General features: G+C 67.6%; 25 protein-coding genes. 12 read left to right on the top strand and 13 right to left on the bottom strand.

The annotated features are described in order from the left end of the window. Positions 1 to 22 precede the first annotated feature (22 nt). Positions 23 to 904, bottom strand: a complete 882-nt coding sequence (locus MUN73_RS02445; RefSeq protein ID WP_250138861.1) for an HVO_0234 family beta-propeller protein — start codon at positions 902 to 904, stop codon at positions 23 to 25. Positions 905 to 1,066: 162 nt separating this feature from the next. On the opposite strand from MUN73_RS02445, the gene glmM reads away from it, so the two are divergent. Beyond that, a complete protein-coding gene (gene glmM / locus MUN73_RS02440) occupies positions 1,067 to 2,431 on the top strand; it encodes a phosphoglucosamine mutase (protein ID WP_250138860.1) in 1,365 nt (454 codons plus the stop codon). Between the two features lie 295 nt (positions 2,432 to 2,726). Here the strand turns inward: glmM and MUN73_RS02435 are convergent, their stop codons facing one another. The 4 genes from MUN73_RS02435 to hisI all read right to left on the bottom strand — a co-directional run bounded on the left by MUN73_RS02435 (position 2,727) and on the right by hisI (position 5,307). Then, positions 2,727 to 3,236, bottom strand: coding sequence for an HPP family protein (locus MUN73_RS02435; protein ID WP_250138859.1), 510 nt, complete (start codon positions 3,234 to 3,236; stop codon positions 2,727 to 2,729). 63 nt (positions 3,237 to 3,299) lie between these two features. Then, a complete protein-coding gene (locus MUN73_RS02430) occupies positions 3,300 to 3,710 on the bottom strand; it encodes a universal stress protein (protein ID WP_250138858.1) in 411 nt (136 codons plus the stop codon). Positions 3,711 to 3,779: 69 nt separating this feature from the next. Continuing rightward, entirely contained in the window at positions 3,780 to 4,937 is a 1,158-nt protein-coding gene (locus MUN73_RS02425; protein WP_250138857.1) for a DUF7118 family protein, read from the bottom strand. 1 nt (position 4,938) lies between these two features. Continuing rightward, positions 4,939 to 5,307: a phosphoribosyl-AMP cyclohydrolase gene (gene hisI, locus MUN73_RS02420; RefSeq protein ID WP_250138856.1), complete on the bottom strand. Its 369-nt coding sequence runs from the start codon at positions 5,305 to 5,307 to the stop codon at positions 4,939 to 4,941. Positions 5,308 to 5,424: 117 nt separating this feature from the next. Here hisI and MUN73_RS02415 point away from each other — a divergent pair, with 117 nt between their 5' ends. After that, entirely contained in the window at positions 5,425 to 5,745 is a 321-nt protein-coding gene (locus MUN73_RS02415) for a cupin domain-containing protein (protein WP_250138855.1), read from the top strand. A gap of 48 nt (positions 5,746 to 5,793) precedes the next feature. Here the strand turns inward: MUN73_RS02415 and MUN73_RS02410 are convergent, their stop codons facing one another. Then, positions 5,794 to 6,603 (bottom strand): hypothetical protein, encoded by an 810-nt coding sequence (locus MUN73_RS02410; RefSeq protein WP_250138854.1) that lies wholly within the window; start codon positions 6,601 to 6,603, stop codon positions 5,794 to 5,796. 118 nt (positions 6,604 to 6,721) lie between these two features. On the opposite strand from MUN73_RS02410, the gene MUN73_RS02405 reads away from it, so the two are divergent. Together MUN73_RS02405 and MUN73_RS02400 are read left to right on the top strand one after the other, a co-directional pair. Then, on the top strand, positions 6,722 to 7,330 hold the full coding sequence (locus tag MUN73_RS02405; RefSeq protein ID WP_250138853.1) for a class I SAM-dependent methyltransferase: 609 nt from the start codon (positions 6,722 to 6,724) through the stop codon (positions 7,328 to 7,330). Positions 7,331 to 7,425: 95 nt separating this feature from the next. Then, positions 7,426 to 7,761, top strand: coding sequence for a hypothetical protein (locus MUN73_RS02400; protein WP_250138852.1), 336 nt, complete (start codon positions 7,426 to 7,428; stop codon positions 7,759 to 7,761). An 85-nt stretch (positions 7,762 to 7,846) separates the two neighbouring features. Here the strand turns inward: MUN73_RS02400 and MUN73_RS02395 are convergent, their stop codons facing one another. The 4 genes from MUN73_RS02395 to serA all read right to left on the bottom strand — a co-directional run bounded on the left by MUN73_RS02395 (position 7,847) and on the right by serA (position 11,854). Continuing rightward, complete coding sequence (locus MUN73_RS02395; protein ID WP_250138851.1) at positions 7,847 to 8,758, bottom strand: DUF7847 domain-containing protein; 912 nt, start codon at positions 8,756 to 8,758, stop codon at positions 7,847 to 7,849. Then, on the bottom strand, positions 8,755 to 9,207 hold the full coding sequence (locus MUN73_RS02390; protein WP_250138850.1) for an ArsR/SmtB family transcription factor: 453 nt from the start codon (positions 9,205 to 9,207) through the stop codon (positions 8,755 to 8,757). The genes MUN73_RS02395 and MUN73_RS02390 overlap by 4 nt, the downstream gene beginning before the upstream one ends. A 104-nt stretch (positions 9,208 to 9,311) precedes the next feature. Beyond that, complete coding sequence (locus tag MUN73_RS02385) at positions 9,312 to 10,184, bottom strand: DUF7847 domain-containing protein (protein ID WP_250138849.1); 873 nt, start codon at positions 10,182 to 10,184, stop codon at positions 9,312 to 9,314. Positions 10,185 to 10,267: 83 nt separating this feature from the next. Then, positions 10,268 to 11,854, bottom strand: a complete 1,587-nt coding sequence (gene serA / locus MUN73_RS02380; protein WP_250138848.1) for a phosphoglycerate dehydrogenase — start codon at positions 11,852 to 11,854, stop codon at positions 10,268 to 10,270. Between the two features lie 193 nt (positions 11,855 to 12,047). Between serA and MUN73_RS02375 the strand changes: the two genes are divergently transcribed. Together MUN73_RS02375 and MUN73_RS02370 are read left to right on the top strand one after the other, a co-directional pair. Continuing rightward, positions 12,048 to 12,968, top strand: coding sequence for a DUF7351 domain-containing protein (locus MUN73_RS02375; protein WP_250138847.1), 921 nt, complete (start codon positions 12,048 to 12,050; stop codon positions 12,966 to 12,968). A gap of 49 nt (positions 12,969 to 13,017) precedes the next feature. Next, a complete protein-coding gene (locus tag MUN73_RS02370) occupies positions 13,018 to 13,662 on the top strand; it encodes a DUF8215 family protein (protein WP_250138846.1) in 645 nt (214 codons plus the stop codon). 24 nt (positions 13,663 to 13,686) lie between these two features. On the opposite strand, the gene MUN73_RS02365 is transcribed toward MUN73_RS02370, so the two are convergent. Further along, positions 13,687 to 14,583, bottom strand: a complete 897-nt coding sequence (locus MUN73_RS02365) for an EamA family transporter (RefSeq protein ID WP_250138845.1) — start codon at positions 14,581 to 14,583, stop codon at positions 13,687 to 13,689. A gap of 181 nt (positions 14,584 to 14,764) precedes the next feature. Between MUN73_RS02365 and MUN73_RS02360 the strand changes: the two genes are divergently transcribed. Beyond that, complete coding sequence (locus MUN73_RS02360; protein ID WP_250138844.1) at positions 14,765 to 15,214, top strand: universal stress protein; 450 nt, start codon at positions 14,765 to 14,767, stop codon at positions 15,212 to 15,214. 37 nt (positions 15,215 to 15,251) lie between these two features. Here the strand turns inward: MUN73_RS02360 and MUN73_RS02355 are convergent, their stop codons facing one another. Beyond that, positions 15,252 to 15,983, bottom strand: coding sequence for a DUF7978 family protein (locus MUN73_RS02355; RefSeq protein WP_250138843.1), 732 nt, complete (start codon positions 15,981 to 15,983; stop codon positions 15,252 to 15,254). 173 nt (positions 15,984 to 16,156) lie between these two features. Here MUN73_RS02355 and serB point away from each other — a divergent pair, with 173 nt between their 5' ends. The 5 genes from serB (at position 16,157) to MUN73_RS02330 (ending at position 23,497) form a co-directional block, all read left to right on the top strand. Beyond that, a complete protein-coding gene (gene serB / locus MUN73_RS02350) occupies positions 16,157 to 16,807 on the top strand; it encodes a phosphoserine phosphatase SerB (RefSeq protein ID WP_250138842.1) in 651 nt (216 codons plus the stop codon). A 95-nt stretch (positions 16,808 to 16,902) separates the two neighbouring features. Then, entirely contained in the window at positions 16,903 to 17,283 is a 381-nt protein-coding gene (locus MUN73_RS02345; RefSeq protein WP_250138841.1) for a hypothetical protein, read from the top strand. Between the two features lie 158 nt (positions 17,284 to 17,441). Further along, complete coding sequence (locus MUN73_RS02340) at positions 17,442 to 19,994, top strand: VWA domain-containing protein (RefSeq protein WP_250138840.1); 2,553 nt, start codon at positions 17,442 to 17,444, stop codon at positions 19,992 to 19,994. A gap of 70 nt (positions 19,995 to 20,064) precedes the next feature. Continuing rightward, a complete protein-coding gene (locus MUN73_RS02335; protein WP_250138839.1) occupies positions 20,065 to 22,623 on the top strand; it encodes a carboxypeptidase-like regulatory domain-containing protein in 2,559 nt (852 codons plus the stop codon). A gap of 1 nt (position 22,624) precedes the next feature. Continuing rightward, positions 22,625 to 23,497 carry a COG1361 family protein gene (locus MUN73_RS02330; RefSeq protein ID WP_250138838.1) on the top strand — a complete coding sequence of 291 codons (873 nt, stop codon included), beginning with the start codon at positions 22,625 to 22,627 and terminating at the stop codon, positions 23,495 to 23,497. Positions 23,498 to 23,613: 116 nt separating this feature from the next. On the opposite strand, the gene MUN73_RS02325 is transcribed toward MUN73_RS02330, so the two are convergent. After that, positions 23,614 to 24,261 carry a DUF7978 family protein gene (locus MUN73_RS02325; protein ID WP_250138837.1) on the bottom strand — a complete coding sequence of 216 codons (648 nt, stop codon included), beginning with the start codon at positions 24,259 to 24,261 and terminating at the stop codon, positions 23,614 to 23,616. Positions 24,262 to 24,305: the final 44 nt, after the last annotated feature.

The raw sequence follows: 24,305 nt of genomic DNA, 5'->3' as shown, positions 1-24,305 counted from the left end.
CTCTGCAGTGGGGTCGTGACCGTCACCGCGTTCCCGGGACGGCGATTCCCGTCACGTCGCCGACGCCGATCGTCTGCGATCGCCACGTTCCGGGGCCGTCGCCGTCGATCGCGGCGTAGAAGGTTCCCCGTTCGGAGACGGCGTAGACCGTCTCGCCGTAGTCGATCCCGACGACGGTCTCGTCCGGCCCGTCCATCGCCTGCCACTCGCCGTCGGCCGGATCGTGCGCGTAGACGGTCCGATCGGCGACGGCGTGGGCCCGGCCGAGCTGGTTCCGATCGGACCGCGGGTCGGCCGCCACGACGTCGACCGACCCCTCGCGGATCGTCATCCAGCCGTTGCCGAGTTTGTAGAGGCCGTCGGCGGTCGCCGCGAGGGGGACGCCCGCCGCGGAGACGTCGCGGACGTCCGTCAGGCCGGCGTGATCGAGTTCGTCGTCCCGGACGCGGTAGACGCCCGATCCGGTACCGACGAGGTCGCCGTCGATCGCCGTGACCGTCTCGATGGCGTCGTCCGCGAGCGTCGTCCACTCGTCGCCGACCCGGCGAGCGATCCGCCCGCTCGCGTCGGCCGCCAGGAGTGTCTCCCCGTCGTAGCCGACGGCGACCGCCGGCCCGAAGCCGGTGTCGACGAACGTCGGGTCGTCGGCCCGTTCGTCGGCGGATTCGGCCGCCGGCGTCGCGTCCAGCACCCGGATGTCCTCGTCGGTCGCGATCGCAACCCCGGCCTTGGTTCCCGTCCGGGTGGCGGCGACGTCGCGTGCGTCACAGCGATCGCAGAGGCCGAACTCGCCGACCGTGTCGCCGGCGACGCGCACGCGAACGACGCCGACCGAACTCGCGACGTAGGCCTCGACCGCGCCCGATCGATCGCCGTAGACGCGCTTTTCCTCGATGGAGTGCATATCCGAACCGTCGGGACCGCGGCCCGAAAGCGTTCTGTCTGCCGCCCTCCGTCGGACGAGCAGAATCGGTCGATCGATGCCCGACGTTACCCAGCAGGACACCCGACTGACGTGCTGTCGATGTCGGAATCCCTTTGAGGAGTCCGTCCCGACTAGTACCCGATGCAAGTCTTCGGATCGAGCGGGACGCGGGGCGTCGCCAACGAGGAGCTGACGCCCGCGTTCGTCCTGCGCGTCGCGAAGGCGGCGGGAACGGCCTGGGGAGTCGATCGAGTCGCCGTCGCGCGTGATACGCGCCACACGGGGCGAATGCTGGCCGACGCGGCCGCGAGCGGGCTGGCGAGTACGGGGATGGCGATCGATCGCCTCGGGATCGTCCCGACGCCGGGTGCACAGGCCTACGCCGAGCGTGAGGGGGTGCCCGTGATGGTGATCACGGCCTCGCACAACCCGCCGCAGTACAACGGGGTCAAACTGGTCGGCAGCGACGGGGTCGAACTCGCGGTCTCCGACCTGGAGTCGATCGAGGAGACGCTGCTCGCCGAATCGTTCGCGGTCGCGCCGTGGGACGAGACGGGGCAGGTCCGCGAGGTCGACGGCGTCACGAACGAGTACGTCGCGGACCTGCTCGCGGCCGTCGATCGCGAACCGATCGCCGACGCCGACCTGACCGTCGCGCTGGACCCCGGCCACGGCGCGGGCGCGCTGACCAGCCCGCAGTTCTTCCGGGAACTGGGCTGTCGCGTCGTCACCGTCAACGGCCAGCCCGACGGCCACTTCCCCGGGCGGAACCCCGAACCGGTCCCGGACAACCTCGGCGATCTCGGCCGCCTCGTCCGGGCGACCGACGCCGACGTCGGCATCGCCCACGACGGCGACGCCGATCGAGCCATCTTCTTCGACGAGGACGGTGAGTACGTCGAGGGCGATGCCACCCTCGCGGCGCTCGCAGCGGCCGAACTCGAACCCGGCGACACCACGGTCTCGGCGGTCAACGTCTCCCAGCGCCTCGTCGACGTCGTGAACGAGATCGGCGCCGACCTCGAACTCACCCCGATCGGGTCGACGAACATCATCACCCGGATCGAGGAACTCGAGACGAAGGGCAATCGCGTGCCGATCGCGGGCGAGGGCAACGGCGGGATCTTCTTCCCCGGCTACCGCCTCGCCCGGGACGGCGCGTTCACGGCGGCCCGGTTCCTCCGGCTGGTCGCCGATCGGCCGGTCAGCGAGATCGTCGCCCCCTACGACGGCTACGCGAACGTCCGTCGCAACGTCGCCTACGAGTCGACGGCCGAGCGCGACGCGATGCTAGACGCCGCCGCGAACCACGCGCAGGCGGCCGACGCCGAACTCAACACCCGGGACGGCTACCGACTCGACTTCGGCGACGCGTGGGTCCTCGCACGTCCCTCCGGCACCGAACCGCTCGTCCGGGTCTACGCCGAGGCCCGCGACGAGGAGCGGGCGATCGATCTCGCGGCGGACATGCACGAGACGCTGATGGACGCGAAGGACGACGCCTGATAGCGCGCAAGACGACCAAGTAACGGGGGCTGACATACAGTTCGTTTCCGGACTCATGCGGTACGTTCGAGCTGTCCGAACTCTGAAACCAGAACTATTTTCTCTCGGAACCATCGATCAAATATCGATGGGAGATCGGCAACGAGACATCATTTTGTTGTTATTTGCAGTACAGCTTACTGCGTTTGTCGCTGTCATTCCGCAGTTATTCCCGTTGCTCGTTGTGTCCGGTGTGCTCACTGTTGCGGTTGCAGTAACCGAAACGGTTCGGCGGATAGACGGGGCGTAGGCGGTCTCACGATCGGAACGACTCGCCGTACTGCGCCCCAAGTCGCTCGCTCGCGAGCAGGAGCCGGTGGGTGACGACGAGTACGACGACTGCGAGGATGATCAGCGCGCCTTCCACGACCGTCGACAGCAGGCCGAGCGAGACGATCAGGGTCGTCGCACAGGCGGGCGGATGACGGGTGTCCGTCGCGAGCATCCCGGCCGCGGTGAGCGTCGTCGCGACGACGCCGCTCGCGGCGAGGCGGAAGCCCTCGATCGATCCTGCCGGCGTCGTCGCCGTCATCGTCACCCCGCCGGCGAGCAGGTGATAGGCCAGCAGGCCGGCGGCGACGCCGATCGCGTGGCCGCCGACCACCCGCCTGGGGGACGTCGCGTCGCCGTCCTGGAACAGCGCGAGGACGAACGCGGAGGGGCCGAGGCTCGGAAACAGCATCGGCAGGCCGGACAGCCACGCGAGGCCGGCCGTCGTCGAGATCAACAGGGCGGTGTGGAGCGTGGTCCCCGTCCGATCGTCCATGCTGGCCGGTCGTCCCACGGTCGTGAAAACCCCGCTGGTTCTCCCGGACGGGGCCTCGTTCGCTCAGGGAACGATCGTTACCGGGACGTCCGCCCGCCGCGTGACCTGTTCGGCGACGCTCCCGAGCAGCACTCGCGAGACGCCCGATCGGCCCTCGCTCCCCATGACGATTCCGTCGACGGCTTCCTCGTCGACGTACGCGAGGATCGCGTCGGCCGCCTGCCCCTCGATCACCCGGGTCTCGATCGTCCTGTCGCGCTCGGCCGCGATGCGTTCGACGTCGTCGAAGAAGTCGGGATCTCTATCGGCCCCCTCGCCGCCGACCGCGGGCGGGCGGCCGCCGTAGCCCGCTTCGAGGTCGTCGACGGCGTGGACGACCGTGATCTCGTCGTCCGGGAACCGATCGAGAGCGTACTCCAGGGCCGATCGAGCCGGTTCGGAGTCGTCCATCGGGACGAGCAGGTGGCTGGTCATACCGGGGGTACGACCGCCGTCGTCTTCAGTGTCGGCTCGCGGTTCGGATCGGCGAGTCCGTCGCGCCGTTCAGACCGGATCGTCCGTCTCGAGCGCCGCCTCCAGCCGCTCGCGTTCGGCCCGGAGGTCCTCGAGTTCCTCGGCGACCCGGCCGTCGGCCAGCCGATCGCGTTCTGCCGGTGACAGCTGTTCGACCGCCTGCGCGGCGGTCTGGAGCCGATCGTAGTCGGGGTCGTGCGTCCGCTGTCGGACCGCGCGCAGGGCCGCGACGGTTTCCTCGCTGGCGACCCGGGCGACGAACGGCTGGTACTCCCGCGTGCGCCGCCGGAGCACGCCGGCCGGGCCGGGCGGCCACTCGATCGCGAGCGGGTCGGCGTCGATCCCCTCGAGGTAGGTCTGCTGGGTCGCCACCCGCCGCTTGAGCCGATCGGCGTCGTCGACGTAGTGGGAGAGCTTCGACCGGGAGTAGTCGGCGTACTCCAGGAGGGTCGGGATCGTCTCCTCGCCGGCGGGCGCGTCGTCGACGAACGCGCGCAGGTCCGCGGGGGGCTGCTCGTACTCGACGAAGGGGTACCACCGGCTCCGATCGAGCATCGCGAACACCTCCCTGGCCGACGCCGACTGGCGGTAGTCGACGAACGCTTCGCGGATCGCGTCGTTGTAGGTCTCGATCGGCTCCCGGAGGTTCTCGACCGGCGCGTCGAGGTCGGCGTCGGCGAGTTCCAGCAGCCGCTCGCGGTCGCCGATCGCGTCGCCGATCGCGCGGATCCGCCTGCCAGCCGCCTTGCGCGCCTCCGCGAGGGCCTCGCGGGCGGCCTCGCGTTCCTCGAGGAGGTCGGCGTACCGCTTTGCGGGTTCGAGGGCGTCGTGAGCCCGCTCGAAGTCGGACTCGCTCAACCGCCGTTTGTCGATCGCCTCGAGGGCGTCCTCGAACGCGGCCCGACTCGCGAGGTCCGCTGGTAGATCCTCGACGAGCGTGGCGAACTGCCCCTCGAGTTCGATGTAGGCCTTGAAGTTCTCCCGGCCGGTGCCGGTCGCCCGATCGACGTAGTCCTCGAGCAGGTCCGTCGCGTCCCGGTAGGCGTCGGCGGCGTCCGCGACGGCGTCGCCGCCCTCGTCCTCGATCGCGTCCTCGGCCCGGGCGAATCGCTCCCGTGCCGATTCGAGTCGCTCGAGCGCCGTGGAATCAACCTCCTCGGCCGATCCGCGGTGGACGCGCTCGCTCATCCTACTCCTCGTAGACGGCGTCCGGGTCGAACACCTGTTCGCCGACGTGTTCCCCCTCGATCGTCCGGTAGAAACACGATCGGTGGCCCGTGTGACACGCCCCGCCCTCCTGGTCGACCAGGTAGAGCAGGGTGTCGGCGTCGCAGTCGACACGGACCGCCTCGATTTCCTGCGTGTGGCCGCTCGTCGCGCCCTTCTCCCACAACTCGTCACGGCTCCGGGAGTAGTAGTGTGCGCGGCCGGTCTCGCGGGTCCGTTCGAGGGCCTCGGGGGAGACGTACGCGAGCATCAGCACCTCGCCAGTCTCGGCGTCCTGTGCGATGGCGGGGACCAGGCCGTCCTCGCCGAACTCGACGGCGATGTCGTCCATGTTCGAACGCATGACCGTCCGGGCGATAGGTCTTTTGCCGCCGCGGACCCTCGCCCGATCGATCCCGCTGCCGTTCGGGTCAAGGTTTATACGATATTGCGTGGGCAGGGATTCGTGATGGCCGACTACACGAAGACGAACTACCGGGACGTCGACGACCGGCACGGCATGCACTTCCTCCGCGACGAACTGAACTGCGAGAACATGGGCGTGACCGTCGTCGAGTGCGAGCCCGGCTGGGAAGGCAAAGAACACGACCACGAGGCGGAAGCCCACGAAGAGGTCTACCTGTTGATGGAGGGCGAGGCGACCGTCACCGTCGAAGACGAATCGGTCGAGATGCGCGAGGGCGACGCGATCCGGATCCCGCCGGACGCGACCCACCAGATCCACAACGGCGACGTCGAGAGCCGGTTCGTGCTGATGGGCGCGCCCTAACTCGTCGATCCGATCACTCGCCTCCCGGAGCACCCGTAAACGGCCGCCTCAGGCTCGTTCGTATGCGATACCGTCGTCCGTCACGATCGCGAGCGTCACGCCGCGAGCCAGCCGACCGCCCGTCCTGACGTGGTGTTCGGGCACCAGCGGCAGCGGAACCGGCCGGTAGGCGTTCCCCCTCATCGCGGCGATACCCGCGTACTGACCGATCTCGCCGTCCCGATCGAAGACGTGGATGCGCTTGTCCGCGCCGCGCCCGTACCGGTAGGGGAACGCGTCCGGCGCTGGCCGGGGGCAGGTCAGCGCCTCGGGCGAGTTCAGGACGGCCTGGATCGTCCCGTCGGCCTCGAGCAGTAGCCGAGGTTCGTCCGTCCCCGTCCGATCGGGGCCGTCCTCCCGCCACTGCGACTCCTCGCGGCCGTCATCGACCGAGGTCACCGCAGTCGACGGGTCCTCCCGCCACTGCGGCTCCTCGTCGGCCCGAACGCAGGCGTACCGCCCGTCGGCCAGCGGGATCCGGTCCGGGATCGAGTAGAACTCGCGGTGCCCATCCGTCCGGCCGCGGAGCAGGAACGGCTCGCCGAGGACGGCCCGGGCGTCCTCGAGACCCCACTCGTCGACGACGAGAACCGGCGCGCGACCGGCGTGGGCGGCGTCCGCCAGTCCGCTGGCGATCGTCAGCGGCGTGACCTCCCGGACGCGATCGATCGACAGCGGTACGTCCGGACCGTCCGCCGGGTGGTCGCCATCGGTCGCCACGACCGGCGCTTCGACGTCGATCGGGTCTGGACAGCGGTAGCCGCGGTCACGGAGGTCCGCGATGACGGCCGCGAGCCGCGAGGTTTCGGGAGGTTTCATCGGGCCCCCTACGGGGCCGAGCGACAAGAGCGTACGGCCACCCCGATCGATCGGATCGACCCGTTCGTCCCCGCTCGTTTGGCACCAGCGCCATCCCTTCCGGGCCCGTCTCCCGCCCATGGACCGACAGGAACTCCGGCGGGCGTGGGACGCCGTCGCCGACGACTACGCCAGGAACCGCCGTGCCGACGGGGAAGACGCCGCGCTGATCGACGACCTGCTCGCGGGGCTTCCCGCGGACGCGACCGTCCTCGACGTCGGCTGTGGCGACGGGATGCGCACGCTCGCGAATCTCACCGGGGTCGAGCGAATCGGTCTCGACATCTCCGGTCGCCAGCTCGAGCTGTCGGCGGCGACCGTCCCCGACGCGCACCTCGTCCAGGGCGAGATGACGGCCCTCCCGATCGCGGCGGACTCGATCGACGGGATCACGGCGTACCACGCCGTCTTCCACGTCCCCCGCGCGGAGCATCCGGCGGTCTACGCGGAGTTCGCGCGCGTCCTTCGACCGGGCGGTCGGCTCCTCGCGACGGTCGGTTCGGGGAGGTACGAGACGGTCCGGCGCGACTGGCTCGGGAGCGGCCGATCGATGTTCTTCAGCACGCCCGGCCGTCGGCGGACCCGCGCGTCGCTCGAGGCAGCCGGCTTCGAGATCGTCTGGGAGCGGATCGTCGACGATCCGCTCGGGAGCTCGGTCCCGTTCGTGATGGCCGAGTACCGGGCGTAGTTCGGACGGACTGGCAGCCGAGCGCCCCGCATCCGTCGCCGCGTGTCAGACGTGATCGCCATCAAGACTATCATGGATCCCTTCGATTCCCCGGTATGAACCGCCGGTCGTTCCTGGGGGTCGTGACGGCCTCGGCAGTCGCGACCGCGGGCTGTCTGGGGGACGAGACCGTCGTCGACGAGTCGGTCGAGGAGGAGACGGTCGTCTCGTTCGACGCCGACGCCAACGCGACGATCGACGTGACCCTCCGGAACGATCGGGGCCGGACGGCAGCGGCGGCGGTCCTCCGCGGCCTGGACGCCGGACACGTGGTGAGCCTCGACACCCAGTCGGGCGAAACCGTCACCGTCGAGGGCCTCAGCGGTGGCGCGTACTACGTCGTCGTCATTCCGGACGAGGAGGCCAGCGTCGAGGTGTCGATCGTCGGCTGACGGCGATCGATCGTGAGCACGCTGACGAACGGGCGACGGTGGCGCGACTGCTCGCTGTTCGATGGCGGCCCTACTCGCTCCCCGTTCACTGCTGGACGACCGCCTGGACGTACAGGTGTGCGTACGCGCCGAACCAGGCGACCGTGACCAGTTCGCCGAGACTCGCCGAGAGCGCGTCGAACAGCGGCCCGACCGGACCCGTGGCCTCGATCGTCCAGGGGAGGGAGCCGACGGCGTGGCCGACGCCGGTACTGGCGAACGCGGCGAGCGCCAGCACCAGGACCCTGGCGCGATCGGTCGTCGTGATCGTCCAGCTCACCCGGAGGGATTCGAGCGGGCCGTAGCCGCCGACGGCACAGGCTTCGATCGCGAACCAGAACCTGACGAGAACGAGGAGCATCGGCAGGAGGCCCGCGAGCACGGCGCTCACGAGGAGCACCGTCCCCAGCGCGCTCGCCGGATCGACGGCGTCGACGAACACGGGGACAGCCACGACCACGATCGGCACCATCACTGTGGGACCCAGCAGGAACACGAGGCCGACGACGACGAGCGCCCCGAGTCCCAGCAGTGCGGGGGTCCGCGCGAGACTGTGACGCAGGCCGTCCCGGAGCGTCACCCGGTCGCCGGTCACCTCGCCGGCGACGATCGTCGCGACGTACGCGCGAAACCCCACGAGGAGCACGAACGTGGCGACCCCTTCGAGGAACTCGACGAGCGGGAGGGGAACGTACAGCGGGACGACGTTCTCCAGCAGCCGGTTCGCCACGACGAGTGCGAGGCCGAGCAGCGGAATCGACGGCCGCGATCGGAACAGCCGGCCGCTCCAGGCCAGCGCGTCGACGATCGATCGACGGGCCGCCTCGATCGTCACGTTTCGACAGGCGAGACAGCCACACCCGTCCTCGTCCTGCCGGACCCTGACCGATGGGACGCCAGCGGCGGTCCGCTCGTCGGTCGGGTCGCCGTGGCGGGCCGCGTTCGACCGCCCGCTCATTCGGAGCCGAGCAGGCGCGACCACAGGTCGGCGACCGCGAGCAGGATCGCCGTCGGTCCGATGACCGACGAGAGCGACTTGAACGCGCGCTTGAGGTGGACGCGATCGTCGCTGGGCCCCAGCACCACCAGCGTCGGATCTTCCGAGACGACGAATACGTTCATCTCCCGTCCTTTCTCGGAGTAGCAGGTGTCGGCGACCTCGATCAGATCCGCCTCCGCCAGGTTCTCGAGGTGGTAGTGGACGTTCTGGATGGAGGTGTCGAGTCGATCGGCGACGGTCGCCGGGGTGGCTGGCTCCTCGGTCAGCAGCTGGAACATCTCGTAGGCCGTCTCGGAGGAGAGGGCTGCAAACACCTCCCTCGTCGCGTCGTCGTCGAGACACAGTACCACTGGATCGTCGGTTCGCTGGACCGACGCGTCCGTTCCTGTCGGCAGTAGTCGAGTCATGGAGTTCGAGGTCCGACTTCGTTCGGGGTGTGATCTTTCCGGGCCACCGAAGTGTACGTTTCGCAACCGGATTCGGTTGGGTCCCGTTCAGCCGCGAGACGCTCTCAGCCGGAGACGCCGGTCGACGCGGCGGCAGGGCTCGAGTCGGCCATCTCGGCGACGAGCCGGACGTAAAACGCCGTGTAGACGGTGTAGAGGTACGCCCCGGTGACGGCCGGTACCGCCACGCCGATCGGCTGTGCGATCGCCGGCGCGACGCCCAGGTCGATCGCGACCGTCCCGGCTGCGATGGCCCGTGGATCGGCCGGCCCGGCGGCCGTGGCGGCGATCGATAGCGATTCCACCGCCTCGACCATCGCGCTAGGCTGGAGGACCGTGTTCAGGAGGACCAGCCAGAGTACCGAGAAGACGAGGGCGCCCGGGAGGTTCGACCGCACGACGTCCACGCTTCGCGAGAGCGCGCCCGTCGTCCCGGCGCCCTCGACGACGACGGCCGCGTCGTAGAACTGCACGAACGTCAGCACGAGCACGATCGTGAGGAGGTACGCGCCGACGAACCCCGCCATCGTCGCGAACGCGACGGTCTCGCCGACGGTCTCGACGCTGAACAGCCACACGACGCCGCCGATCGTCACGATAGAGAGCCCACCGAAGACGACCGCCATCGCGACCGCGGTGAACAGCACCGTCGCGCCCAGCATCCGCCGGTAGTGGGCCCGCCCGGCCCGGACGAATCGTCGAATCGATGTCTCCGACTCGCGAACGGCCTCGAGCGCCATCCCGATGAATCCGCCCGTCACGAACGGAAACGCGACGAAGAACGTGATCGATGCGAGACCGTCGACGACGGCTGAATCGGTCAGCGTCCCGGTTCGCTGGAGCCGGCTGACGATCGCGACGGCGAACCCGGCGAGCAGTAACGTCGGATTCTTCCGGAGGGCCGTCCAGCCGTCCCTGAAGGCGGCGAGTACTACCATTACCGGCCAACTTTCGCCGGTAGCGTATTAGCTCGCCCGGAGAATCAAAACGGATTTTGATCGTCTCGTCGACCCGATCGGCCCTACGCCTGACCGTTCAGCGTGATGTAGTCGATGCCGATGATCCGCTCGTCGCTTTCGAGTTCTTCTTTCGCTTCGTCGGGGACCTGGCTGTCGACGTTGTAGACGGTCAGTGCCTCGCCGCCGATCGTCTCGCGGGCGTTGAACATGCCGGCGATGTTGACGCCGTGTTTGCCCATGACGCTCCCGATGAGGCCGATGACGCCGGGTTCGTCGGTGTTGCGCGTGACGACCATCTTCCCGTGGGGGATGGCGTCGACGCGGTAGCCGTCCACGCGGACGATTCGCGGGTCGTCGCCGGCGAAGAGGGTACCGTCGACGGTGACCTCGTCGTCGCCGTTACTGACGGTCACCGAGACGAGGCTCTGGAAGTCCTCGGCCTGGCGGGTCTTCGACTCGGTGACGTCGACGCCGCGGTCCTCGGCGATCTGGGGCGCGTTGACGGCGTTGACCTGCCATTCGAGCGGTTCGAAGACGCCTTTCAGCGCCGACGCGGTGACGAACTCGACGTCCTCGTCGGCGATGTCGCCCTCGTAGGTGACCTCGACGTCCTCGATGCGGCCCTCGAGCAACTGGGCGGCGACCTTGCCCGCGGTCTCGGAAATCTCGATGTACGGCTCGAGACGCGGGAACGCGCTCTCGTCGATCGAGGGCGCGTTCAGCGCGTTCATGACGGGTTCGCCGGCCAGCGCGGCGTTGACCTGCTCTGCGGTGGAGGTAGCGACGTTCTCCTGGGCCGCTTCGGTCGACGCCCCGAGGTGAGGCGTGACGATGACGTCGTCGTGCTCCAGCAGCGGCGAGTCCGCCGGGAGCGGCTCCTCGGCGAAGACGTCCAGCGCCGCGCCGGCGAGGGTGCCGTCCTCGACTTTCGCCGCGAGCGCGTCCTCCTGGACGATGCCGCCGCGGCCGACGTTGACGAGGTGGCCGCCCTCGAGCAGGTTGAGCTCCGCCGCGCCGATCATCCCCTCCGTCTCGGGGGTCAGCGGCGTGTGGATCGTCAGGAAGTCGGCCCGTTCGAGACACGGCTCGAAGTCGACGAGTTCGGCGCCGAGCCGATCGGCGCGCTCCTCGGAGATGTAGGGGTCGAACGCGACGATGTCCATCCCCAGCGAGTCGAGTTTCTTGGCGACCTCCTGGCCGACACGGCCGAGGCCGACGACGCCCAGGGTCTTCCCGTCGAGTTCCGCGCCGAGGTACTCGCTTTTCGCCCACTCGCCGTTCTTCAGGCGGATGTGGGCCTGCGGGATCGATCGGGCGGTCGCGAACGTCATCGCGACGGTGTGTTCGGCGGCCGCGCGCACGTTGCCCTCGGGGGCGTTGGCGACGATGACGCCCTCGTCCGTCGCGGCGTCGATGTCGATGTTGTCGACCCCGATCCCCGCGCGGCCCACGATGACGAGGTCCTCGGCCGCCTCGAGTACCTCCGCGGTGACTTCGGTTCCCGAGCGAACGATCAGTCCGCCCGCGTCGGAGACCGCCTCGAGGAGGTCCTCGCCCTCGAGTTCGTAGCCCGTTTCGACCTCGTGGCCGGCGTCTCTCAGTACGTCCAGACCCGCGTCGGCGATGGGGTCCGTGACGAGCACTTTCATGCGCGAGACAATCGGGCGGAAGGGGTAAACCCTTCCGTTGTCGCCGCGGCCGGCAAAAACTACCTCCCGCGGTGATCGTCCCCGTGCGTGCCCCGGGATCGACCCCTCCGATCGGGTCGACTGGCCGATCGCGTTGCGACGAGCGAATCGCCGACGCCGGGAGAGTAATACCAGTGCCGTCCGAAAGCGCCCCATGGCCGACGAACCGGACGACGAGCTGACCCCACAGTCGGCGTTTTCCGCGCTCGCCAGCGAGGTTCGCGTCGAGATCCTCCGAACGCTCGGCTCGGCGCCGGCGTCGATCGAGGACCTCGAATACGTCCCGATCGATCGCCGAGACGCGTACGGGATGCAGTATTCGACGCTCCGAAAGCGCGTCGGCGTCGACGACAAGGGCCGGTTCACCTACCATCTCTCCCAGTTGACCGGCACCTTCGTCGACCACTGCGACGGCCGGTACCAGTTGAACTGGCTCGGCCAGTTCGCCTATCGGTTTCTCGTCGCGGGCGCGTTCTCGTCGACTCCGACCCGCCGCGAGTTCGAGACAGACGCGGCGTGTCCGCGCTGTCGGACGGCGGCGCGAGCGCGGTACACGGACGAGCAACTCTTCTTCGTCGACTGTCCCGACTGCGACTGCCGTCTCGCGATGGTCCACGTCCCGGGCCGAACGGACGGGGCTCGATCGAGGGAGGCGCTGCTCGACGCGGCGGCCCAGCGGTTTCGCGCCGTCCTGTTCTCGATCGGCAACCGGCGCTGTCCCTGGTGTGCCGGCGAACTCGAGACGACGATTACACTTCCGGGGGCCGACGACTCGTTCCTCTCGCGGTACCGGGATCAACCGATCGTCACCGTCCGTTGTCGGGACTGTTCCGGCGCGTACTACCCGACCGTGGGGGAGACGCTCGTGGTCGCTCCGCCCGTCGTCTCGTTCCTTCATCGACACGGAATCGACCCGTCCGATCGTCCTCCCTGGGAGTTCCCGTTCGCCGTAGACGGCGATCGAACGTCCGTCCTCGAGCGCGATCCGACGCGGGTGGCGGTGACCGTCCGGGCCGGGGAGGACGAACTGACCGTCGTCGTCGACGAGTCCCTCGAGACCGGCGTCCGGAGATGAAATCAATTTCTCCGAACGCTTTAGTCGCGAGTTGCCGTATCGATCGTCCATGTCGCCCCACGATCCCCTGGGGAGCGAACGCCGTCGTCTTCGGGAGCCCGCCGGCCCGGACGAGCGGTTGATCGACGCGATCGTCTACTACGGGCTCGCACAGGTGCTGATACTGACGGTGCTGATGCTCTGGTTCGTCTTTCAGTCGACGGTTCACCGCGATTCCCACGTGATCGGCAGCATCGTCGTCCTGGTGCTCCTGCCCACGTTGATCGGACTCCGGCGTCGCGAACTGATCGGCGATCGGGAGTGGCCGCGGATCGAGACGGTGACGCTCGGGATCGGTGGCGGATACCGGTTGTTGCTCGGTCGTGCCGTCTTCCTCTCCGCCGTCGTCGGTCTCGGGACCTACGGCGCCGGCGTCGCGGGCATGGTCGCAGACGGCCCGGTTCTCCCCGCCGTCGTCGCCGCCGGTCTCGTCGCCGGCTGCGTCGCCGTCTTCCCTGCCGTCTCCGGAACTGACTGGCGGGCGCGCAGGGGCCGGTTCGCCCTGTATGCGGCGGCCCTCGTCGGCGGATTGTACTTCGGCGCACCGTTCGACGCCTCGGTCGGCTTCCACTCGGCGGTCGTCCTCTACCCGACGCTCGTTGCGCTCGGCGTGCTCGATCTGGCGATCGGCGGCGGGGCCGGGACGGGACGGTAGTCGTCGGGTGGGACGACCTCGCGATTAGAGCGTTATCAAGACGACGCCGACGACGACCAGGACGGCACCCGCGACGACCCCGCGGGTCACCCGTTCGAGGTCGCGCAACAGGACCGCGGCGAAGAGCAACGTGAACAGCGGCGCAGTCGCGACCAGCGGATCGACGATCGCGATCCGACCCGCCTCCAGGCCCAGCGCGGCCATCAGCGAGAGCATCGCGACCGTCGTCAGGAGTCCGCTGCCGGCGAAGTACCGGTAGGACGCTCGCGGTCGTTCGAGCACGTCGCGGCCGTCGGTGGCGACCACGAATGCGACGAGCGCGACCAGCCCTACCGTCTCGTTGATCGCGACGGCCTCGAGCGCCGAGAGTGGCGTCTCGGTCATCCCGTACCGTCGGCTGACGTTCGCCACGGCGAAGGTGGCCGCGGCGGCGATCGGCCACAGCAGGTCCCGGGGCTGCCAGCCGCCGAGGTCGCCGCCCTTCGAGACGGTCAGCAGGGACAGGCCGGCGACGAGGACGACGATGCCGATGCCCGTTCTCGGCCCCAGCGGTTCGCCGAGAAAGACGAGCGCGATCAGCGTCGCGAACAGCGGCCGCGAACTGAGGATCGCGCTGTTGAGGCTCGCGCCGACCCGATCGACGCCGACGAAGATCGTGATCCGGCCGAGCGCGGTCCCGACGACGCCGGCGAACCCGAAGATCGCGATCGCTTCCGTCGTGAGGCCGGCAAACGCCGATCGGCCGTGGAGGACGGCGATGACGAGCCAGTAGATCGCCGAGTCGACGATCACGACCACCAGCGAGGCCTGGACGGAGTCGCCGCCCGCGGCCATCCCGCGCTTGTCGAAAATCGGCGTGAACCCCCAGAGGATCGCGGGGAGGAGCGCGAGCGCCACGACCTCGGCCGTCGCGCTCGTCACGCCACCACCGGGAACGCGATCGGCGGGCGTTCCCGCGACAGGACTGTCATTGTCGCCACTGGTGACGCTCGAGCAAAAGACGTTGCGATGACGGCGACTTCCGGCCGTCCTCGGGTGGTCCCGTTCCCAGGTCACGGGAGCGGGACGTGGATTTATCCGGTTACTCGGCGAACATATTCGTATGTACGATCGGATCCTCCTGCCGACGGACGCGGAGAAAGGAACGGAACTGGCGACCGAACACGCGATCGCACTCGCCGAGCACGCCGAGGCCGAGTTGCACCTGCTGTACGTCGTCGACAGCGACGTCTACAGTTCCTACACCGGCGACGAGTACGTCCACGAGTTCGAGGGACTGGAGGCCGCGCTCGAACAGGTCGGCGAGGACGCGCTCGAGGCCGCCGCGGAGGCCGCACGGGAGGCGGGACTCGAGCCCACGGTGGCCGTCAGGCACGGCCGGCCCCACGAGGAGATCCTCGACTACGCCGCCGACGGGGACGTCGACCTGCTGGTCATGGGTTCGAAGGAGCGATCGGGCGAGTACCGCCGACTGCTCGGCAGCGTCACCGATCGCGTCGCGCGACTGGCCTCGCGGCCGGTGACGATCGTCAAGACGCCGGTCGAGGAGTAATCCGTCTGAGTCCGGGTTCGCTTGCGACGTGGTTTCGTCAGGCGGGGTCGGAATCGTCGGCGGATGCCCGATCGCGCTCGAGCCACCGCGGAAGGGCGGCGATGGCGGCTCCGATCCCCGCGAAGACGAAGACGGTGACGGCGAGCGTGAGGACCGTTCCGGCGTCGACCGGGACGGCGATCTGGCTGGCATCGCCGGTGGCGCCGACCGGTTCGTCTTCGGGGGTCCACGTGGCAACCTGTGCGAGCCCCATCGCCAGCGCGACGTAGGCCGCCCCCATCGATCCGATCACCTGCCCCGCCTCGGCGCGGGTCTCGAGTCGGACGTACCTGACGAGGAGGTAGCCGGAAAGCGCCAGCACGATGATCGGGATCAGCGTGGTAACGTGGGAGGTAAGCCCGGTGTACGTCGCGAACCCGGACTGTATCTGTTCACCGCCCTGTTCGATCGACGCGCCGTGACTGCCGAGGGTGGAGAGTCCGGCGATCGCCACCTGGCTGGGCTCTTCCTCCATGCGAGCGAACGCGCCAGCGGCGAACATCGATCCGACGAGGTGGTAGATCACGGCGAAGACGATCGCGAACGCACCCGCACCCGAACACAGCCCCGCTACCCAGGGTGAGACGGTCGTCGACGGCTGCCGTGTCTCCCCGTCGTCCGGCGACTCCGGTTCGGCGTCCGTTTCGGTTCGATCGCTGCCGCTCTCGGTGTCCGACTCGTCGTCGAGGGGCGGCCCCGTGTCGTACTCGAGGTGCGACTCCGATGACATGTCCTCGGTCACTGCCTCCCGGAAAGTAACCATTTCGGTACGGTGTTCCCCGACCGATCGCGGATGGACGAACCCACGTCCCCGTCGCCCCGTCGTTTCGAGTCGAACCCGATCGCGCGCCACACTGGCCGAAACCTGAACTGGTTTATCCGGGGCGCGACAAGCGGCGAGCGATGACAGTCGTCGCTTTCGACTTCGACGGGACGCTTTCCGACTCCGAGATGACCGTGTTGCTCGGCGATCGCTGCGACGTTGCCGATGACATGACCGAGATTACCGAGCGCGCGATGAACGACGAGATCGGCTACGCCGAGAGCCTCCGCGAGCGCGCGGCCCTGCTCGAGGGACTGCCGGCGGACGAGGCCGCGGCCGCGTTCGACGAGGTCGAACTCCGGCCGGGTGCCGCCGACCTGATCGCCGAGTTGAACGAGGCCGGCGTTACGACGGCCATCCTGACGGGTGGGTTCGAACGCGGCGTCGCCGCCGCCCTGGAGCGCGAGGGGGTCGCCGTCGATCACATCGTCTCGAACCGGTTGCCGATGACCGAAGACGGAACGGAACTCACGGGTGACGTCGAGGGGCCGCTGATCGAGGGGACCAAGGACGACGCCCTCGCGAATCTGGCCGACGAGGTGGGTGCCGTCATGGCCGAGACCGTCGCGATCGGCGACGGGGCCAACGACCTGCCGATGTTGCAGGTCGCCGGCCTCTCGATCGGGTTCCAGCCGAAACCGGCCGTCGAACCACACTGTGAAGTCGTCGCGACGTCGATGGCCGAGGTTCGCGAGACGCTCCTCGAACGGGGGATCCTCGAACAGTCCTAATCCCGCGAGACTGTCTTCTACGGCGGTCTATCCGGCTGATACCCCCACTCCCGGACCGAGAGAGTTATTAACTCGTGACCGAGTAAGTAGTTTTGATGATGTGGCAAGATCTCGTCTTCATGCTCGGAAGTGGGCTCTCGATCGTCTTTCTCGCACCGACGCTCCGTGACGCGACGGCGAACGTCCCGCTCGGAACGAGCCTGCCGTCGATGGGGATCGGGTTCGTCTACGGACTGACCTTCCTCTCGCTCGGGATGGCCTTCTCCGCCGCCGGTGCGATCGCCGCCGGATCGATGTGGGCCCTGATCGCGCTCGTCCGCTCACCGCAGGGTCTCTCCGGCCGCCTCGCTCGCGTCGAGAGTCCCGCCCTGTTCGCCCACGACCTCCAGCGCTGGCTCGCTCGGCGTCGTTCCAGCGGTCTGGTCGTCGAACAGTACGTGGCCGTCGATCCATCACGTTACGGAACTGCCGATTAGGATCGCTGTCGGCGTCACGGACGGGTTGAGCGGCTAACCGGTGTTGAAACGGGGCGGTTTGCTCCCTTCGTCGACCACATCGGTGCGTAAATATCATTTTCCCTTACAGTAAACGTAGCCAGAAGGTTAAAGTCAGAATGTTTTAATAGTTAGATGAAATGAAGCGGCGGCAGTTCGTTGCGGGGGCCACGACGATGGGCCTGGCCGCACAGGGGAGGGCGACCGCACAGGGGGGAAGGACACAGTCGTACGATGCGCTGGACACCGACGCGTTACCGTCAGACGTATCGATCGCATGGATCGTCGACCGATTCGTTCAGGTGCGAAGCCAGAATGCACCTGTCGTCGGCGCCGACGTGACCGTTCCGGGGTACGTTCTCGAACGAGCCACGTCCGCGGAGGAGTACGGTGTCTTGCGCGATCGGTTCGACTGGGAGGACGTCGATTATACGGATTCGGATGCGTTCTCGGAGCTGTTTTCCGCAGTCGCCTGGCCGCTGGCGGTGGACTCGGTACCGGCCGATCGCTTCGAGTCGTACGACCTCCTGTGGGTGACGGGGATCCACAGCGATTACTACGGCGGAATCGTCGACGGTGGAGATTCGGCGGTGACGACCGACCGGGACTTTTACGACCTGTACGGACACGTCCCCTTCGTCTTCGCGCTCGCTCCGGAGTCCGACTCCGTCGAGCCGGGGACCGCCGTTGCGATCTCCGGAACGGTCGAACACACGCGCTCGACGGACGGCGAACTCACCGCCGGCACCGACGGCGGGTACGTACTCGCCGACTCGATCGACGAGATCGAGCGGCTCCGGACCCCGGACGACGACTGGAGCGGGAGCGATCGAGCCGAGTTTACGGGACTGCAACACCACCCGCGGCCACTGCTGTCGTCGGCCGCGACCGACGTCGAGTACGACGACGATCTGCCGCGTCCGAAAGGCGGGTCGCTCGTCTGGAAAGCCGGCTCCGTCGAGACGGCCCAGGCCGATCCGGCGGACGACGATCGGGCGACGGAACACGTACTGACGAGCGACTCGCACGACGTGTTCGTCGGCGAGACGTTGCACTATTCGTGGGACGACGACGGCGACGAGGACGACGACATCGTCGACACCGTCAACATCTCTCTGGTCGTCGACACGTCGGGGAGCATGAGCGAACGGGATACGGGCTGGGTGGAAGACGGAGGAGAGAAGAGTCGTCTCGAGGCTGCACAGAGCAGTCTCCGCGAGTTCTTCGATCTCATCGTTGGCGGCCACCGGGTGAGTCTCGTCGAGTTCGACAACAGCGCATCGGTCGTCACGGACACGACAGTCGTCGACGACACATCCCGCGAAGCGATGCAGGCCGAGGTCGATCAACTGCGGGACGGCGGCGGGACGAGCATCGGCGCCGGAATGCGACGCGGGATGGAGACGATTGTCGACGAATCCGGGCCGAAGACGATGCTGCTGCTCTCCGATGGAGAGGAGAACGAACCGCCGTACGTCGACGAAGTGCTTCCAGAGCTGCGAAATCGCGGAATCGAAGTGCACACGCTTGGAATGGGGACGGCGATCGACGAACGACAGCTCGAGTACATCGCGGCACAGACCGGCGCGAAAGCCGAAATCCGTGCTGATCCGGGCGCTATCCGGGACCTCTACCGGGAACTCGAGGTCGACTCCCAGCAACGCTCGGAAATCGACACCCAGGAGGCGGAAGTCGACGAGGGCGATACCCTGGAGGGCGACTGCTCGGTCGACAGCAGCTGCAACGACGTCCAGTTCGCAAACACCTACGAGGGCAGTGAGATGCAGTTGACGGTGACGGACCCGGACGGGAACGAGGTGACCGAGTCTGGCGAGGTCAGCCACCGTGTCGGGGACGCCTACGAGGTCTGGACGATCGAGGACCCGCCGACCGGCGAGTGGCACTACCAACTCGACGTCGTTCAGGTTGACGATCCACAGACTACCACGGTTCGAGCCCACGCCTCCTCGACGGTCGATGCCGACCTGTTCGTCACTCACGACCTCTACGAGCAGACGGGATACGTCCGGTTCCAGCTGAAAGTCGAGGAGGGATTCCGGCGGTACGTGGGCGCGGACGCCCACCTCGAGGTGACGCCGCCCGACGGCGACCCAGAGGACGTCGAAAAGATTTCGCTCTACGACGAGGGAGGCGGCCCCGATGACGTCAGCGGCGACGGGATCTACTCGAACTACTACCATCCGACCGAGACGGGGACCTACGAGGTTACGGCCGTGGTCAGCGGCGGCGAGTATCCCCAACTCGAACGGTCGTTCCCCCACACGTTCGAGATTGACACCGTCGTCGACGAGCCGATCCGCCCGTTCGAGAAACGATCGGCGAGTAGCTCGATATTCGACGATCCGATCAAACTGGCCATCTTGGGCGGACTCGGGGCGGGTGCGGCCTGGCTGTTCCGATCGGACGACGAGGACGAGCGCACGGACGTGTCGTCGGGCCTCGATCCGGGGACGTCGGCCGAAACCGATTCGGCAACGGCCGCCGAAACCGACCGAGGGCCGGACGACCCCGATCGATCGAGCGACGCGATCGATCAGGAGCAGACCGAGGAGCCAGCCGATGCGGCGGTGCAGACGGTCGAACGCGAAGCGGACGAGTCGGATCCCGCGACCGAACCGTCCGAACCCGCGCCCGATCGCTCCGACGAACGCGACGAGGAGGCGGAGAAATGACGGCGGCCCCGTTACGGTGCGAGCGTCGATCGTACCGCGTAGACGGGCGCCGGAAGAGGGTGTCGATTCGATGAATCCGAATCGACGGCACCTCCTGCGGGGCCTCGCCGGGGCGGGTCTCCTCCCGCTGGCGGGATACGTCACGGCGGGCGTCGACTCTGCGAGCGCTACTGAGGACGAACAGGCCAAGGTGCGGTCGTCGGCCGTCTCGAACGGCGATTCGGCACCATCGCTCAACTGGCAGTGGACGGACGACGCCGCTGGCGACGCCGTGGTTCAGGATGTCGTTACGACGGCCGACGGCGAGGTGATCTGTGTCGGACAGGAAACCGATTCCGGCGGGGCCCAGCACGTACTCGTAAGACGGATCGATCGCGACGGCGAGACCGTGTGGTCGGAGAGAATCGGTGGCGACGGACACGACGCCGCGATCGGTGCGACCACGAGCGAGACGGGGGACGTCCTCTTCTGCGGCGGATCTGCGTCGGAGGGCTCTACCTCTCTGGACACTATCGTCGGCCGGGTCGATCCGGACGGCGACCTCGCGTGGCTGGAGCCGTTCGGCCGATCCGGAACGAACGATGCGGCCCACGCCGTCACGCGGGCGGACGACGGCGGGGTTGTCGCCGCCGGCGGAACGCACTACCTCGGCGGCGCGTTCGGCGACGGTGTCGGTAGACTGCTCAAGATCGACACGACGGGAAGCCTGGAGTGGGAGGAGACGTACGACGACGATCGCCCGGGCGAACTGTACGACGTCGTCACGGCCTCACGGGGGCGGTACGCGTTCGTCGGCACTCGCGCGTCAGCGGACGGCGACGATGGCCGCGCCTGGCTCGGCGTGGTCTCGGATGACGGTGCCCTCGAGTGGAGTCGGACGTACGGCGCGGCCGGCAGTCGGATCGGCTACGGTCTCGTCGAGATCGACGACGGCGGATTCGCCTTCGCCGGGACGACGACGCCCCCGGCGCGAGACGACCCGACCGTGTGGGTGGTGAAAGTCGACGAGGATGGCACCCTCGAGTGGGAGCGAACTTACGGTGGGGGGACGTCCGACGGTGCCCTCTCGATCGCCGCGAGCCCCGACGGGTACTCCGTCGCGGGGTGGACCGAAGAGGGCGGTACCGATCGCGGCTGGCTCCTGTCTCTCGACGCCGTTGGGGGTCTCGAGTGGGAGGAGATGTACGGGAGTGGCGGAGATGCTCGATTCAACGTCCACCGGCCGGTCGGTAGCGGGTACGCGGCGGGCGGCTATGCGACCGCTGGCGGGGTGTCGCCGTCGGTGTGGGCGATCGGACTCGGGGACCCGGCTGACGAACCCGTTTCGGTGAGCGGCGTCGTGACTGATTCTGGAGGAAACGACGTGTCTGGGGTGGCTGTCGAATTCGTCGACGCGGCGACGGGTGAGGTACAATCGACGGTGTCTCCCGATACCGACGGCGAGTACGTCGTCGATCTCCCCGGCAACGCGACCTACAGAGTCGTCGTCGACGACGTCGATTTCGAACGGTTCAGAGACGAGCTATCGGTGGCGGCGAACGAAACGCAGGAGTTCGACATCGAACTGACGCTGACCCCTTTCGGTCGGCGCAAGCGGACGAAACGCGAACTCGCCGGGACGATCGACGACGCGTCGATCAGCCTCACGGAAGCGGACCGAGCCGACACGCTCCTCACGGAGTTGACAGCCGGCGTCGAAGCTGGCGATCTCGATCTCGAAACGGCGGCGGCGAGCGTTACCAGACATCTCTGGGGAGAGCGCATCGTTCAGGACGCAAACACGGGTCTCGGGCCGGGAGAGTACAGCGAACTCTCGGACTACCACCTCATTCACCGGACCGCGCGGGCCGGGGTAAAAGCCGTTATTCAGCTGCTCGCGCTCCCGAAGATACTCGCCAAGAAGGTTGCCGCACACTTCACGACTAACGATCTAGTGCTCACTCTGGTCGGCGAGCTCGCAGACCTCGTCAAGGAGGCGGTCACCAGGGCACTCGATCTCTGTTTCAGCGACGGCGAGCCTGGTTCCGACGGCGTCTCTCCCCGGCAGGAGGCCGAACGGCTAGCGGAAGCGGAAACCAACGCGATCGAGCAGGCCCTCGACCCGGCCGAACCGATCACCTACGGCGGAATCAAACAACTAATCAGCGACGCGATCGACGCGGTAACTGTTCCGGTCGCCGAACTCGAGCGGCTCAGAACGGAGACGATCTTCTATCGTCCGAACCTGCTGGAGTTGCAGTATCAGATCAACGCAGATGCGGTCGCGGCTGACGGACTACCGGGAACGGAGGAAGACGCGAACCGCCAGTTCGTCGACGGTTCCCGGACGGTCGACGACAGACTGGCGATCGCGAGCGAGGCGATGAGCGCCGTCGACGACGGGCTAGTCAACGACGATGACGGAATTCTGGCCGCCCTCGCCGACGTTTGGCACGAACGAGATTTGAGCGCCGTTCTCGACCTGATCTGGAGTCTCATCGGGTTCGTCGAGGACCTCCTGAGTGTTTTTTACGACGTCTCGAATCTGCTCGTCGGTACCGGAGCGTACTACTCCGTTCTCGCACCGATGACGACGGCGACGACCGGGATCGCGAGAGGCCAATTGTTCGACCTCACCGGGGGTGACTGAGATGTCCGACGTGGCTCGCCTGCTTGATTCGTTCGAAGACGCGTTGATCGACCAACGATACGACGATGCCGAGGCTATCGCGATCGATCTCGCATCCGAACTGGGCGACACCGGAGGAGAGCGATCGGAACTCGCAAGGTCGAGCGTCGCCAGGGATCACGAACCCGGCCAGCCCGACATCGACACGACCGAAACCCTTCAGAATCACCTCGTTTCAGGCTTCTCTGCGCAACTCACCCGTGCCAAGGCGCTGGCGACGATCACCGCGCTGGTCGCCGATCCGGAGTCCGTCTCCGATCGAGAACTCGCCGCTGAGATCGACGCGGCAAAATCGGAACTGACAGACGCTGATGCCACCCTCGCCGATTCCGAAGCGGCCGCCCGATCGGTTCGTGAGGGCGTCGAACTCCGCCCCCGCGTCAGAATTCGGTCGATCGACGTACTGACCGATACGTCGTCGATCCGGGCCGGTCAACCGGCCGAAATCGAGATCCGTATCGAAAACGTCGGCGACGAACCGAGCGAGGGGGTCGAAGTCGGCATCGAGACCTCCCCGGGTATCGCGAGCCAGTCGGGCGGCGAGTCGGTGGGGACGCTCGTCGGTGCCGAAGCGTATACCGCGACTCACGAATTCGAACTATCTGGGACCAATCGGAACACCGAAACTGTCGTGTTCGCGCTTGAATCGGCCAACGCCGGGGGCGAGACGCGATCTGTCGTTCTCGTTCGTGCGGACGGCACCTCTGATCCCGAAGCAGACGACACCGCTAGTCAGCAGTTCGTCGGTATCGACGTCGAAACTATCGTAGCCGGTGGAGCCGTCACCGCCGGTATGCTGTATCTCGCGGTTCGGCTCCTCTCCGACGAAAACTGACTGAGGCGAACGCTCGCCCCGTCGAACCGCTCGGTGAGAACTGGTCTCCGCCACATCACCCGCGGTGAACGCGAACGTGCGGCATCGGTCGAGTCGAACCGGAACACCGAATCCGGTTAGCCGTCGATCTGTGCCATGACCCGATCGACGGGGGCCGGCCAGACGGCGAGCAATCCACCGATGAGGCCGAACAGTGCCGGAAAGAGGATTCCGGAGTAGAGCACCGCGTCGCCCGTGGCGACGGCGAACTCGATATTCGCGTTGCTCTCCCACGAGGTCGCGACGGCGACGAGCAGTGCGAGCACGAGGTAGCCGGGGACGACGAGCACGGCCGACTTGGCGGCGGATTCGAGATCCTCCGCACCCTCGTATCGAGCCAGCGCGAAGCCTGCAGCGACGATGATGAGGAACGTGAGGACGATCATCGTCGAATACCCGGCGGGACTGGCGGCCCCCAGTTCGCTACCGATGGAGATGGGTTCTCCTTCCATCTCGACCGCACTACCGAGGTTCGCCAGTAGCGACCACCCCGCGACGGTGAACGTCCCCGGGACGTCACCGCTCGTGTCGACGGCGCTGGCCGCGAACGTCGTTACCGTCATCGCCCACGTCACGGCGTAACTGAGCAGGAACGCGGCGGCACCGAACACGGCACCCTCCTTCAGCGGGAGGTCAGTCCCGCTCTCTGCCGTTGCTGCCGGCCGTTCGGCCGACTGCCCGTCGGTCTGTTCTTCCTCGTATTCGAGTTGGCTGTCTTCTGCCATCGGTGACACATCATATAGAAGGATATTATAATTTACGGCACTGA

The organism is Halosolutus amylolyticus (assembly GCF_023566055.1).
Classification (GTDB): domain Archaea; phylum Halobacteriota; class Halobacteria; order Halobacteriales; family Natrialbaceae; genus Halosolutus; species Halosolutus amylolyticus.
The sequence above is the reverse complement of the archived record's forward strand: the minus strand, read 5'-3'. Positions and strand labels throughout refer to the sequence as shown.